This is a genomic window from Streptococcus oralis, assembly GCF_006175905.1.
GTDB classification, from domain to species: Bacteria; Bacillota; Bacilli; order Lactobacillales; family Streptococcaceae; genus Streptococcus; species Streptococcus oralis_BG.
Genome location: NZ_SSNB01000001.1, coordinates 535214 through 549115, shown reverse-complemented (window position 1 = coordinate 549115; position 13902 = coordinate 535214). Strand labels below are relative to the sequence as shown.

Genomic DNA, 13902 nt, shown 5'->3' with positions numbered 1-13902 from the left:
TTGTAACGAATTCAATTATTCACCAAATTTTTGTTTGATTGTTTCTTTGATCAATGTTACAGCATCGTTAGCAGCTGTCTTAGCATCTTTTTTACCACTTACAGCGTCAAAGAGCATTGTTTTAGCTGGATCCCAAACTGCAGACATTTGAGAAATGTTTGGCATTGGTTGAGCGTTCTTGAACTGTTTGATAACAGCTGTTGTCAACTCATCGTTTTTACCTTCAGCGTATGAACGAGCTTCAGTGTTAGCTGGGATTTCGTTAGTTGCATCGTAGAATGCTTTTTGTTGTTCAGTTGAAACAAGGAAGTCTACAAATTTTTGTGCAGCTTCAAGGTTCTTAGTGCTTGATGGGATGATCCAAGCTTTACCACCACCGAATGGTGTGTATTCTTTACCATTTGGAAGAGTTGGAATAGTCGCAACACCGTAGTTTACTTTAGCATCTTTGAATGCTTGAGCTTTCCAAGGACCGTCGATGATAGCAGCTGTTTTACCTTCTTGGAATTGAGTTTGGATCAAGTTTGCAGCACCTTCAGTATCTTGCATACCTTTAGGCCATTTTTCATACCAAGATTTAGCGTAGTTGACACCAGTGATAGAACCGTCGTTTGCAAGACCGATGTCTTTAGCGTCTTTACCGTTTTGTCCGAATACGTAACCACCGTTACCAGCAAGAAGTCCGTATGCGTAGTAGAAGTTTGTCCAGTCAGCTAGGAATGCAGTAGTTTTGCCATCTTCACCAGCGAAAGCGTATTTGCTGTCTTTAGCAAGTTCTTCTAATTCAGCAAAAGTTTTTGGAGCTTCTTTCAGCAAGTCTTTGTTGTAGTACATAACAAGTGACTCAATAACGGCAGGAGCACCGTAAACTTTACCGTCAGCAGCTGTTACAAGAGATTTAGTCTTATCATCTGTTTTAGCGCCGTCGCTCAAAGTAACTTCTGAAAGTTGTCCGTCAGTACCAAGGCTACCTACGCGGTCGTATGGTGCCATCATAACGTCAGCAGCTTGACCTGATTGGTTGTCAAGAGAAAGTTTGTCAAGTCCACCAAGTTGGTCACCTGATTTGATGTTAACTTTTGTACCTGATTCTTTTTCATAAGCTGCAGCAACTTTTTCAGCGTAGGCTTTGTATTGGTCTTCAACGTAGAAAGTGATTTCTTTTGCTTCAGATGAGCTAGTATCAGCTGCTTTATCAGCAGTTTTGCTTCCGCAAGCTACCAAAAGTAAGCTAGCAAGAGTAGCAGTTCCGAGCACAGCAGCGCTCTTCATGAATTTAGATGACATAGTGTATTCCTCCTAAAGAATAACAAAAATAATTTAATGAGAAAACGCAAACGTTTTCTTTTACGAACTTAGTATAGCACAAATAGAAAACGGTTGCAAGCTTTTTTAGCAAAAATTTTAAAAAAATTTTAAGGTTTCAAACATTTGTTAAAGCCTTTATATAGGAAAGAACTTAAAATGTTTGTTTTTTTGAATTGAAAATATATTAGGAAAACGATTGCGTAAATTCGGCTCGGTTTTTCAGAAAATAGAGCAGATATTGGGAATGAATTATCTTAAATCAGAAAATCTTTAAAATTTTTTCGCTTATTTCATAAAATATCAGTGGCAACAAGTTTTGTTTGATTAAAATAATTCAAAAAAATTTTTTAAAACCGCTTGCATTTGTGTTTAAAATACGCTATACTTAATTTAACGCAAACGTTTGCGCCTTGATTGCGCAACGTTTTATAACAAACACATGAGGTGCTATTATGAAAAAACGTCAAAGTGGTGTGTTGATGCACATCTCTTCTCTGCCAGGAGCATACGGGATTGGATCATTTGGCCAGACTGCTTATGATTTCGTTGATTTCTTGGTTCGTACCAAGCAACGTTACTGGCAAATCCTCCCTCTCGGGACAACAAGCTATGGAGATTCTCCATACCAATCATTCTCGGCCTTTGCTGGAAATACGCATTTTATCGACCTTGATATCTTGGTAGAGCAAGGCTTGCTCGAAGCCAGTGATCTTAAAGGTGTTGACTTTGGTAGCGATGCATCTGAAGTTGACTATGCGAAGATTTATTATGCACGTCGTCCGCTTTTAGAAAAAGCAGTCAAACGCTTCTTGGAAGTGGGTGATGTCAAAGATTTTGAGAAGTTTGCTAAAGACAACCAAGCATGGCTCGAACTCTTCGCAGAATATATGGCGATCAAAGAGCATTTTGACAATCTTGCTTGGACAGAATGGCCAGATGCAGATGCTCGTGCTCGTAAAGCTTCAGCACTTGAAAGCTACCGTGAGAAATTGGCAGACAAGTTGGTTTACCACCGTGTGACTCAATACTTCTTCTTCCAACAATGGTTGAAATTGAAAGCCTATGCTAACGATAACCACATCGAAATTGTTGGGGACATGCCTATCTACGTAGCGGAAGATTCAAGCGACATGTGGGCAAATCCACATCTCTTCAAGACAGATGCCAATGGTAAAGCAACTTGTATCGCAGGATGCCCACCAGATGAGTTTTCTGCCACTGGTCAGCTTTGGGGGAACCCAATCTATGACTGGGAAGCAATGGACAAAGACGGTTACAAATGGTGGATTGAACGTTTGCGCGAAAGCTTCAAGATCTACGATATCGTTCGTATCGACCACTTCCGCGGGTTCGAATCTTACTGGGAAATTCCTGCTGGTTCCGATACAGCAGCACCTGGTAAATGGGTGAAAGGTCCAGGCTACAAACTCTTCGCAGCCGTTAAGGAAGAGCTTGGTGAGCTAAACATCATCGCAGAAGACCTTGGTTTCATGACAGATGAAGTGATTGAGTTGCGTGAAAGCACTGGCTTCCCAGGAATGAAGATTCTTCAGTTTGCCTTCAACCCAGAAGACGAAAGTATCGATAGCCCACACTTGGCGCCTGCCAACTCTGTTATGTACACAGGAACACACGATAATAATACGGTCCTTGGTTGGTACCGTAATGAAATCGACGATCCAACTCGTGAATACATGGCTCGTTACACGAACCGTAAAGAGTACGAAACAGTGCCACACGCTATGCTTCGTACAGTCTTTTCATCCGTTAGCTTCATGGCTATTGCAACCATGCAAGACTTGCTAGAACTAGATGAGGTGGCTCGCATGAACTACCCATCTACCCTTGGTGGAAACTGGTCTTGGCGTATGACTGAAGATCAATTGACACCAGCTGTTGAAGAAACTTTGCTTGACTTGACTACAATTTATCGACGAATCAATGAGAATTTGGTAGAATTAAAGAAATAAGACATTATCAGGAGACACATAAACATGTTACCATTAAACGAATTTGTACAAAAACGTTACAATAAAACCATTGCAGAATGTAGTAACGAAGAGCTTTACCTTGCTCTTCTCAACTACAGCAAACTTGCAAGTAGCCAAAAACCAGTGAACACTGGTAAGAAGAAAGTTTACTACATCTCAGCTGAGTTTTTGATTGGTAAACTCTTGTCAAACAACTTGATCAACCTTGGTCTTTACGACGATGTGAAAAAAGAACTTGCTGCTGCAGGTAAAGAGTTGATCGAAATCGAAGAAGTAGAATTGGAACCATCACTTGGTAACGGTGGTTTGGGACGTTTGGCAGCCTGCTTTATCGACTCAATCGCTACACTTGGTTTGAATGGTGACGGTGTTGGTTTGAACTACCACTTCGGTCTTTTCCAACAAGTTCTTAAAAACAACCAACAAGAAACAATTCCTAACGCTTGGTTGACAGAGCAAAACTGGTTGGTTCGCTCAAGCCGTAGCTACCAAGTGCCATTTGCACACTTCACATTGACATCTACTCTTTACGATATCGATGTACCTGGTTACAAGACAGCTACTAAAAACCGCTTGCGTTTGTTTGACTTGGATTCAGTTGATTCTTCTATCATCGAAGATGGTATCAACTTTGACAAGACAGATATCGCTCGCAACTTGACTCTCTTCCTTTACCCAGACGATAGCGACAAGCAAGGTGAATTGCTCCGTATCTTCCAACAATACTTCATGGTTTCAAACGGTGCGCAATTGATCATCGACGAAGCAATCGAAAAAGGAAGCAACTTGCATGACCTTGCAGACTACGCTGTTGTACAAATCAACGATACTCACCCATCAATGGTGATTCCTGAATTGATCCGTCTCTTGACTGCGCGTGGTATCGAGCTTGATGAAGCAATCTCAATCGTACGTAGCATGACTGCCTACACTAACCACACAATCCTTGCTGAAGCTCTTGAAAAATGGCCTCTTGAATTCTTGGAAGAAGTGGTTCCTCACTTGGTACCAATCATCGAAGAATTGGACCGTCGTGTGAAAGCAGAATACAAAGATCCAGCTGTTCAAATCATCGATGAGAGTGGACGTGTCCACATGGCTCACATGGATATCCACTATGGATACAGCGTTAACGGGGTTGCGGCTCTTCACACTGAAATCTTGAAGAACTCAGAGTTGAAAGCTTTCTACGACATCTACCCAGAAAAATTCAACAACAAAACAAACGGTATCACATTCCGTCGTTGGCTCATGCATGCTAACCCAAGCTTGTCTCATTACTTGGATGAGATTCTTGGACATGGTTGGCACCATGAAGCAGATGAACTTGAAAAACTCTTGTCATACGAAGACAAGGCTGCTGTTAAAGAAAAATTGGAAAGCATCAAGGCTCACAACAAACGTAAATTGGCTCGTCACTTGAAAGAACACCAAGGTGTGGAAATCAATACAAACTCTATCTTTGATATCCAAATCAAACGTCTTCACGAGTACAAACGCCAACAAATGAACGCTTTGTATGTGATCCACAAATACCTTGATATCAAGGCTGGTAACATCCCTGCTCGTCCAATCACAGTCTTCTTTGGTGGTAAAGCAGCTCCTGCCTACACAATTGCCCAAGACATCATTCACTTGATCCTTTGCTTGTCAGAAGTGATTGCTAACGACCCAGCAGTAGCTCCACACTTGCAAGTGGTTATGGTTGAAAACTACAACGTTACTGCAGCAAGCTTCTTGATTCCAGCATGTGATATCTCTGAACAAATCTCACTTGCATCTAAGGAAGCTTCAGGTACTGGTAACATGAAATTCATGTTGAACGGAGCTTTGACTCTTGGTACTATGGACGGAGCTAACGTGGAAATCGCTGAATTGGTTGGCGACGAAAACATCTACATCTTCGGTGAAGATTCAGAAACTGTTATCGACCTTTACGCAAAAGCAGCTTACAAGTCAAGCGAACTCTATGCTCGTGAAGCTATCAAACCATTGGTTGACTTCATCGTCAGCGATGCTGTTCTTGCAGTAGGTAAGAAAGAACGCTTGGAACGTCTTTACAACGAATTGATCAACAAAGACTGGTTCATGACTCTCCTAGACTTGGAAGACTACATCAAGGTGAAAGAGCAAATGCTTGCTGACTACGAAAACCGTGACGCATGGTTGGATAAAGTTATCGTCAACATTGCCAAAGCAGGATTCTTCTCATCTGACCGTACCATCGCTCAGTACAACGAAGATATCTGGCACTTGAACTAAGATACAAAATTTATACTAATCACTTTGTAAAAAAAGCGAATTTCAATTGAAATTCGCTTTTTTGAATGATGTGGATTTTAGCCAATCAGGTCTAAAAAGAGATAAATCATAGATACGTTGAAGTTTTAGAAATACTGTTTTTCACTATATTTCAGTCTCATGATTCTTCGTAGTTGATTACCTCACATTTCTTGTATTCGCTTACATAAAGTATTATAATATGATTGTAGGAAAGAAGGTGCTTTTATGTGGAAAAAATATTTTTCAAAATATAAATGGACTGATTTATTTTGGATTTTATTTGTAATTTGGTCATGCCTTTATATGGGTAATAGTAGTTCCTTTCCACTGACTCATCAAGAAATCTCTTTTCATGGATGTTGTTATGGGGCATCACTTACCTTATATCACTTGCTATTCATTGATAAATTTGTCATTTCAAATCGAAAATAAATGGAGAGGTTAAAATTTTTTCCACTTTTCGGATAGGCAGTTGAAAAATCGCGATTTAAACCCGTACCTTGAAGGTGCGGGTTTTGTCTTATCTGAAAGTTTTATTTACAGTGCTTTCCCAACTAAAATCTCTGCTTCAATGGTAATCTCAGTCAACTGAGTCCAGTCAATCTTGGTTTGATCAACGTGAAAGAGGAGAGGCGTCATGGCAAGCAGGGCTTGGCGTTGCTCTGCTGTGATAGGTTTTGTTAAGGAAGCAATCTGACGAGATTGGATGCTGAAATATTCCTGGAAATGTTCTTTGATATCTTGGTTGGAATAATCCTTCTTTGTCAGCTGGTCCTGCACCATTTGACGGATTTCTTTGAGGTGATTTTCAGTTGGGATGACCTTGATTAAAATACCGTCTTTGGATAAAACGCGGCGAAATTCACTATAGTTGGCAGGGGAAAAGATATCAAGCAGGATATCCATGCTAGCGTCTTTTATAGGAAGACGAGCCAGGTCACCAACAAACCAATTAACCGCCCAGTTGGGTTCACTCTTGGCAGCGATTTGGACGGAATCTTTAGAAATATCAAAGGCATAGAAAGTTTTATCAGAGTGACTTTCTTGGAGTTTACGAGAGTAGAAGCCTTCGCCACAACCGATGTCTAAAATTGTTTTGGCACTTTCTGAGTTTGCAAGTAAGTCTGAGATGGATTCTAAAATAGTTTGGTAAAAACCAGCTTCTAGGATTTGCTGGCGATTTTGGAAGTTTTCCTTGTCGTAGTTGGTGGATTGTTTGATTTGCGGTGCTAGATTGACATAGCCGAATTTTGCCAGATCAAAAGAATGGCGGTTGCTACACTTGAGGCTAGACTCTACCAAGGTGAGATCTTCTTGGCACATGGGGCAGGCAAAGGCACTAGCAGTAGCAAAGCGCTGGAGTTTTGGTTTGAGGTTTGTATTCATAGTTTAAGTCTAGCAAAAAAAGAACTGGATGGCAAATGCCTCCAGTCTGCTTTTTTAGTATGTAAGAACGAAGTATTTCTTCTTTCCACGGCGGATAACAGTCAGTTCGTTTTCTAACTTATCTGCGTCACTCAAGACATAGTCAAGGTCTTGGATACGGTCGCCGTTTACGTAAATTGCTCCATTTTGAACATCTTCACGGGCTTGGCGTTTTGAATTGACCACACCAGAAGATACGAGGAGTTCCACGATATTGTGGTTTTCGTCAGCTTGGACTTGGTAGTTTGGTACCCCGCGGAGTCCTTGTTTGAGTTCTTTGACAGAAAGGTTTTTGATGTTTCCAGCAAAGAGTTGCTCAGTGATGTTAAGGGCTTCTTTGTAAGCTTCTTCTCCGTGAACAAGTGTCACGACTTCACGAGCCAAGACTTTTTGAGCCAAGCGTTCGTGTGGAGCTGCCTCAAACTGCTTGCGGATGTCTTCAATCTCATCGAGCGACAAGAAGGTAAAGATTTTTAAGAAGCGAACAGCGTCAGCGTCCATGACGTTCATCCAGAATTGGTACATTTCGTATGGAGAAGTCTTTTCAGGGTTGAGCCAGACTGCGTTTCCTTCTGACTTACCAAATTTCTTACCTGTCGCATCAGTGATAAGGGGGACTGTGATAACGTGGCCTGTCTTGTCAGCCTTACGACGAAGCAATTCGGTACCAGCGGTCATATTTCCCCACTGGTCAGAACCACCGATTTGCAGAGTAACATTGTAGTCTTGGTTAAGGACGTAGAAGTCGTACCCTTGCATGATTTGGTAAGCAAACTCAGTGTAAGAAATCCCTGTTTCGATCCGTTTCTTCACAGACTCCTTGCTCATCATGTAGTTGACAGTGAAATATTTTCCGATATCACGGAGGAAGTCAATGAAGCTGATGCTGCCAAACCAGTCGTAGTTGTTGACCATGACAGCCTTATTTTCGCCATTTTCAAAGTCAAGAAAACGAGAAAGTTGTCCTTGGATAGACTTGACCCAGCCATCTACTGTGTCTTTTGTTTGGAGACTACGCTCAGCATCTTTGAAGGACGGATCTCCGATGAGACCTGTAGCACCGCCAACGAGCGCATAAGGTTTGTGACCTGCTAATTGCAAACGGCGACTGGTCAAGATTGCGACAAGGTGACCTAGGTGAAGGCTGTCAGCAGTTGGATCGTAGCCAGTATAATAAGAAACTTGACCTTCTTCTAGGGATTTACGCAAAGCTTCTTCATCAGTCGTTTGAAAAATCAAACCACGCTCTTTTAGCTCATCAAAAATGTGCATGTGTCTTTTCTCCTTTATAAAATATTGTTTCTACCTATTGTATCACAAACTTGATTAATAGCCTAGTGGAATAGGGAAGAAAGTGGCTATTTTATTGAAAGTTTCCCTTTTATGGTATAATAGAGAAAGCGAGGACATTCATGAAAAAAAGAATTGATGAATTAAAAACAAAAATGCTGCATTTTTTCCAGCAACTAACTGCCAAATGGAAAAAAAAACAAGCAAGTAAAAAGACTGATAAGAAAGTAGCTTCTTCTAACAAACTCAAAAGGGTAGGGTCCATTTTTGCTAAGATTTTGAGTGCTTTTAAAGTGACCTTCAACACTCTCTTTATTCTAGCCTTTATCGGAGGTCTGTTGGGAGCGGGTGTGGCCATGGGCTATGGGGTTGCTCTATTTGACAAAGTCAAGGTGCCTCAAACAGAGGAATTGGTCAAACAAGTGAAGGATATTGCCTCCATCTCAGAAATCACTTATTCTGACGGTAGTACCATTGCCTCAATCGAGGGCGATTTATTGCGCACTTCAGTCGCTTCAGATGCTATCTCAGACAACCTTAAGAAAGCTATTGTTGCGACAGAGGACGAGCATTTCCATGAGCACAAGGGAGTTGTGCCTAAGGCCGTTATTCGTGCGACTCTGGGAACCTTTGTCGGTTTGGGATCGTCTAGTGGTGGTTCGACTTTGACTCAGCAGGTCATCAAGCAGCAAGTGGTGGGGGACGCTCCCACTCTAGCTCGTAAGGCTAAAGAAATTATTGATGCCTTGGCTTTAGAACGGGCCATGGGTAAGGATGAGATCTTGACAACCTACCTTAATATTGCTCCTTTTGGACGCAATCACAAGGGACAAAATATTGCAGGTGCCCAGCAAGCTGCAGAGGGAATTTTTGGAGTCAATGCATCGGATTTGACAATACCTCAAGCCGCCTTTATCGCAGGTTTGCCCCAGAGTCCTATTAGTTATTCTCCTTATGAATCTGACGGCAGTATGAAGAGCGATGAGGATATGGCCTTGGGAATCAAGCGTGCCAAGGATGTCCTCTACAATATGTATCGAACAGGAGCTCTGAGTCAGGAAGACTACGACAAGTACAAGGATTATGACTTCAAGCAAGACTTTCTGCCATCAGGTAGTGTCAGTGGTACTTCGCGCGACTATCTCTACTATGCAACCTTGGCAGAAGCAACGGATCGGATGTACGACTACCTTATCCAGAGAGATAATGTTTCTGCGCAAGAGCAAAAAAATGAATCTATCCAAAAAGCTTACCGCGATCTAGCGACGAAGGAAATCGAGAATGGTGGCTATAAGATCACCACGACTATTAATAAAAATGTCCACACTGCTATGCAAAATGCAGTTGCTAACTACGGCAGTTTGGTAGATGATTCGACAGGCCAGCCTGAAGTAGGGAATGTCCTCATGGACAACCAAACGGGAGCCATCCTTGGATTTGTTGGTGGTCGTAATTATCAAGAAAATCAGAACAATCACGCTATCGATACCAAACGTTCTCCAGCTTCAACTACTAAGCCTATACTGGCCTATGGTATCGCGATTGACCAAGGTTTGATGGGAAGTGCAAGTATCTTATCAAACTATCCGACAAACTTCTCAAACGGTAATCCCATCATGTATGTCAATAGTCCTGGTACAGCGATGATGACCTTGGGAGAAGCTCTCAACTATTCATGGAACATTCCAGCCTACTGGACGTATCGTACGCTTCGAGAGAAGGGTGTCGATGTCAAGGGCTATATGGAAAAAATGGGTTATGAAATCCCAGAATATGGCATTGAAAGTTTACCGATGGGTGGAGGAATTGAGGTTACAGTTGCTCAGCATACCAACGGATATCAGACCATAGCTAACAACGGGGTTTACCACAAGAAACACATGATTGCCAAGATCGAATCAACGGATGGTCGAGTGGTCTATGAGCATAAGGATGAGCCTGTGCAGGTTTATTCAAAAGCGACAGCAACCATCATGCAAAGTCTGCTCCGTGAAGTCATTTCATCTCGGATTACTTCTAGCTTCCAGACCGACTTGGCTTCGATCAATCCAGGCCTAGCTCGTGCTGACTGGATCGGAAAAACTGGAACGACTAATGAAGATGAAAACATGTGGCTCATGCTTTCTACTCCTAGATTGACGCTAGGTGGCTGGTTAGGTCATGATGATAACCGACCGCTAGCCAAGGGTGCTGGTCACTACCGAAATGCCAAATACATGGCTTACTTGGTCAATGCTATCCAGCAAGCTGATCCTGGAATATGGGGAAATGATCGCTTTAATCTTGACCCAAGTGTGACTAAGTCCCAAGTTCTCCAATCAACAGGCCAAAAGCCCGGCAAAGTTTCCATCAATGGTAAGGAAATCGAACTTTCTGGTTCTACAGTGACAAGCTACTGGGCTAGCAAAGAAGGGGCGCCAGTAACCACTTACCGCTTTGCCATCGGAGGCAGCGACGCAGACTATCTGAACGCTTGGAAAACCATTCTTGGAAGCCTACCTGCAGTGACTCCTCCAAGTTCAAGCAGTGGATCCGGATCAAGTTCAAGCAGTAGCTCAGGAAGTTCAAGTTCGAGTGGCAATACTCAAAGTGGTTCTTCAGGACGTTCACGTCTATTTAATCGTTAAGAAAGAGTAGTAGCAAGGTTAGTAATTTCTCCTTGTTGCTACTTTTTTCTTTGTTGGTTTCGTGTTACAATAATAATATGAATCATTATCAGAAAAAGATTGTTAAGGGAACAGTATACTCGCTACTCTCAGGCCTAATCTGGGGGATTTGTGGGATTTTAGGAGAGTATTTTTTCACTCATTATCCAGTGTCTTCTGGATGGATTACTTCTATGCGTTTACTAGTGGCAGGGAGTTTGGTTTTAGGTTTATCTGCTTTTCAGTTGCGTAGCCGCTTGTCGGACATCTGGCGTGATAAGAAAAATTATCTACCTTTTTTAGCCTATGCTATTCTAGGTATTTTTTCTGTGCAGTTTTTCTTCTATCTCTGCGTTGAGTATTCCAATGCGACGACGGCGACAATTTTGCAATTTATCAGCCCAGTTTTTATCCTGTTTTACAATCGAATCATTTACCAGAAGAAGGCTTCGATTACAGCGATTCTCTATGTTTTGATTGCCATGCTAGGTGTTTTTTTGATGGCTACAAAAGGAGATTTGTCCCAATTATCCATGACTCCTTTGGCTCTAGTGACAGGTTTGCTCAGTGCAGTAGGGGTCATGTTTAATGTTATCCTTCCCCAACGCTTTGCACGTGACTATGGTTTTGTGCCAACCGTTGGTTGGGGGATGATTCTGGCAGGTCTCTTTAGTAATTTCCTTTACCCTATTTATCGGATAAGTTTTCAAGTGGATCTGGTAAGTGTGCTGATTTGTCTGACGATTGCCGTTTTTGGTACTGCTTTTGCCTTCTTCCTATCTATGAAGGCTGTGTCACTCGTTTCTCCGCTGGTTGTATCGGTGGTGAGTGCTAGCGAACCGCTCTCTTCAGCTTTATTAAGTGTTCTTTTTCTGGGATTGGTCATGGATGGTTTTTTGGCCTTGGCTATGGTGTTGATTATCGTTCCGATGATTTTCTTATCTGTAGAAGAAGCAAAACAAGCCAGGTAAAGATGATTATTTGATAGTTGAGGCTTCAAATTTGAGGCCTTTTTTGGTAGAATAGGTATCATTATAACGAACCAGGAGGCACCTATGACTGCTACAAAAATGAACGCTCAAGAAATTATCCAATTTATCGCCAATGCTGAAAAGAAAACCAGTGTCAAAGTAACCTTTGAGGGGCAACTCGCAACTGCTGTGCCTAGCTCTGTTGTCAAACTAGGAAATGTTTTATTCGGAGACTGGAAGGATGTCGCTCCGCTTCTTGAAGGTTTAGTAGAAAATCAAGATTATGTTGTCGAGCAAGATGCTCGTAATTCTGCAGTTCCTTTGTTAGATAAACGTGCTATCAATGCTCGTATCGAGCCAGGTGCTATTATCCGTGACCAGGTTGAAATTGGTGACAATGCTGTTATCATGATGGGAGCTGTTATCAATATCGGTGCTGAAATCGGTGCTGGAACCATGATTGATATGGGTGCTATCCTTGGTGGTCGTGCCATCGTTGGGAAGAACAGCCACGTTGGTGCAGGGGCAGTTTTGGCAGGTGTGATTGAGCCAGCTAGTGCTGAACCAGTCCGCGTCGGAGACAATGTTCTTATCGGTGCCAATGCAGTGGTTATCGAAGGAGTCCAAATCGGTAGTGGTTCAGTTGTTGCAGCAGGAGCTATCGTTACCCAAGATGTCCCAGAAAACGTTGTAGTAGCAGGTGTTCCGGCTCGTATCATCAAAGAGATTGATGCCCAAACCCAACAAAAAACAGCGCTTGAGGATGCGCTTCGTACCTTGTAATTGTAAAAGTAAAAAAGAGGCGGAACCCTTTTTCCAGCCTCTTTCTTCTATCAAAAGGAGGATCGATAGATGTTAGATTTGATTCAGACTAGACGAGATTTACACCAGATTCCAGAGATTGGCTTGGAAGAGTTCAAAACACAGGCTTATTTGTTGGCTGTGATTGAGAAATTGACTGCGGGCAAGGACTTTGTTCAAGTTCGTACGTGGCGGACAGGGATTTTGGTCTACCTGCAGGGGAGCCAGCCTGAGCGCACCATTGGTTGGCGCACAGATATTGATGGCCTGCCTATTGTCGAACAAACGGGCCTTCCTTTTTCTTCTCAACATCACGGTCGTATGCATGCTTGTGGCCATGATTTTCACATGACCATTGCCTTGGGCTGTCTCGAGCGTGCTCTGGAGGAACAACCAAAGAATAATCTGCTTTTTCTGTTTCAACCTGCTGAAGAAAATGAAGCTGGTGGTATGCTCATGTATGAGGACGATGCTTTTGGGGACTGGCTACCAGACCAGTTTTATGGGCTCCATGTTCGTCCGGATTTGAAAGTAGGCCAGATTGCGACCAATACCCATACTCTCTTTGCAGGGACTTGCGAGGTGAAAATTCGTTTCAAAGGAAAAGGGGGACATGCAGCTTTTCCACATGAGGCCAATGACGCCCTGGTGGCTGCTAGTTACTTTGTGACCCAAGTACAGTCAGTTGTTAGCCGCAATGTTAATCCAATCGAGGGAGCAGTGGTCACCTTTGGAGTGTTTCAAGCTGGAACAACCAACAATGTCATTACAGACACAGCATTTTTACATGGAACTATTCGCGCCTTGACTCAGGACATGAGCCTTTTGGTGCAAAAGAGAGTGAAAACTGTCGCAGAAGGAGTTGCGGCAGCTTTTGGGATGGAAGTCGAAATCGAACTCAAACAAGGAGGTTACCTGCCTGTTGAGAACAATCCAGCCTTGGCGCGTGAATTGATGACCTTCTTTGAGGAAAAAGAAGGAATCGAGTTGATTGATATCGAGCCTGCTATGACAGGTGAAGATTTTGGTTATCTCCTTTCGAAGGTAGACGGAGTTATGTTTTGGTTAGGTGTCGATAGCCCTTATGCCCTTCATCACCCTCAGATGAGCCCCAAGGAAGAAGCTTTAGCCATTGGGGTGGATGCGGTCTCTAGCTTTCTCCAAAAGAAGGCAGCAGAGTAGAGGGCT

General features: G+C 42.6%; 10 protein-coding genes. 7 read left to right on the top strand and 3 right to left on the bottom strand.

Annotated elements, in window-relative coordinates:
• Positions 1-15 precede the first annotated feature (15 nt).
• Positions 16-1287, bottom strand: coding sequence for an extracellular solute-binding protein (locus E7Y33_RS02700; protein WP_000095461.1), 1272 nt, complete (start codon positions 1285-1287; stop codon positions 16-18).
• Between the two features lie 473 nt (positions 1288-1760).
• Between E7Y33_RS02700 and malQ the strand changes: the two genes are divergently transcribed.
• From malQ to E7Y33_RS09630, 3 genes are all read left to right on the top strand, one after another.
• Positions 1761-3278: a 4-alpha-glucanotransferase gene (malQ, locus tag E7Y33_RS02695; RefSeq protein ID WP_139689570.1), complete on the top strand. Its 1518-nt coding sequence runs from the start codon at positions 1761-1763 to the stop codon at positions 3276-3278.
• A 24-nt stretch (positions 3279-3302) separates the two neighbouring features.
• Positions 3303-5561 (top strand): glycogen/starch/alpha-glucan family phosphorylase, encoded by a 2259-nt coding sequence (gene glgP / locus E7Y33_RS02690; RefSeq protein ID WP_139689569.1) that lies wholly within the window; start codon positions 3303-3305, stop codon positions 5559-5561.
• Positions 5562-5807: 246 nt separating this feature from the next.
• On the top strand, positions 5808-6014 hold the full coding sequence (locus tag E7Y33_RS09630; protein WP_139689568.1) for a hypothetical protein: 207 nt from the start codon (positions 5808-5810) through the stop codon (positions 6012-6014).
• Positions 6015-6119: 105 nt separating this feature from the next.
• Here the strand turns inward: E7Y33_RS09630 and E7Y33_RS02680 are convergent, their stop codons facing one another.
• On the bottom strand, positions 6120-6968 hold the full coding sequence (locus E7Y33_RS02680) for a putative RNA methyltransferase (protein ID WP_139689567.1): 849 nt from the start codon (positions 6966-6968) through the stop codon (positions 6120-6122).
• 54 nt (positions 6969-7022) lie between these two features.
• Positions 7023-8279, bottom strand: a complete 1257-nt coding sequence (gene tyrS / locus E7Y33_RS02675; protein WP_139689566.1) for a tyrosine--tRNA ligase — start codon at positions 8277-8279, stop codon at positions 7023-7025.
• 140 nt (positions 8280-8419) lie between these two features.
• Here tyrS and pbp1b point away from each other — a divergent pair, with 140 nt between their 5' ends.
• From pbp1b to E7Y33_RS02655, 4 genes are all read left to right on the top strand, one after another.
• Complete coding sequence (gene pbp1b, locus E7Y33_RS02670) at positions 8420-10924, top strand: penicillin-binding protein PBP1B (protein WP_139689565.1); 2505 nt, start codon at positions 8420-8422, stop codon at positions 10922-10924.
• Positions 10925-11001: 77 nt separating this feature from the next.
• On the top strand, positions 11002-11913 hold the full coding sequence (locus E7Y33_RS02665) for a DMT family transporter (RefSeq protein ID WP_139689564.1): 912 nt from the start codon (positions 11002-11004) through the stop codon (positions 11911-11913).
• Between the two features lie 84 nt (positions 11914-11997).
• The gene (dapD, locus tag E7Y33_RS02660; protein WP_000127466.1) at positions 11998-12696 is read left to right on the top strand and encodes a 2,3,4,5-tetrahydropyridine-2,6-dicarboxylate N-acetyltransferase; all 699 of its coding nucleotides are present in this window, start codon (positions 11998-12000) and stop codon (positions 12694-12696) included.
• 69 nt (positions 12697-12765) lie between these two features.
• Positions 12766-13896 (top strand): N-acetyldiaminopimelate deacetylase, encoded by a 1131-nt coding sequence (locus E7Y33_RS02655; protein ID WP_139689563.1) that lies wholly within the window; start codon positions 12766-12768, stop codon positions 13894-13896.
• Positions 13897-13902: the final 6 nt, after the last annotated feature.

What these genes read in the sequence shown, in the direction of transcription:
- E7Y33_RS02700 (WP_000095461.1), bottom strand. Translation starts at nt 1,287, where the DNA reads ATGTCATCTAAATTCATGAAGAGCGCTGCTGTGCTCGGAACTGCTACT.
- malQ (WP_139689570.1), top strand. Translation starts at nt 1,761, where the DNA reads ATGAAAAAACGTCAAAGTGGTGTGTTGATGCACATCTCTTCTCTGCCA.
- glgP (WP_139689569.1), top strand. Translation starts at nt 3,303, where the DNA reads ATGTTACCATTAAACGAATTTGTACAAAAACGTTACAATAAAACCATT.
- E7Y33_RS09630 (WP_139689568.1), top strand. Translation starts at nt 5,808, where the DNA reads ATGTGGAAAAAATATTTTTCAAAATATAAATGGACTGATTTATTTTGG.
- E7Y33_RS02680 (WP_139689567.1), bottom strand. Translation starts at nt 6,968, where the DNA reads ATGAATACAAACCTCAAACCAAAACTCCAGCGCTTTGCTACTGCTAGT.
- tyrS (WP_139689566.1), bottom strand. Translation starts at nt 8,279, where the DNA reads ATGCACATTTTTGATGAGCTAAAAGAGCGTGGTTTGATTTTTCAAACG.
- pbp1b (WP_139689565.1), top strand. Translation starts at nt 8,420, where the DNA reads ATGAAAAAAAGAATTGATGAATTAAAAACAAAAATGCTGCATTTTTTC.
- E7Y33_RS02665 (WP_139689564.1), top strand. Translation starts at nt 11,002, where the DNA reads ATGAATCATTATCAGAAAAAGATTGTTAAGGGAACAGTATACTCGCTA.
- dapD (WP_000127466.1), top strand. Translation starts at nt 11,998, where the DNA reads ATGACTGCTACAAAAATGAACGCTCAAGAAATTATCCAATTTATCGCC.
- E7Y33_RS02655 (WP_139689563.1), top strand. Translation starts at nt 12,766, where the DNA reads ATGTTAGATTTGATTCAGACTAGACGAGATTTACACCAGATTCCAGAG.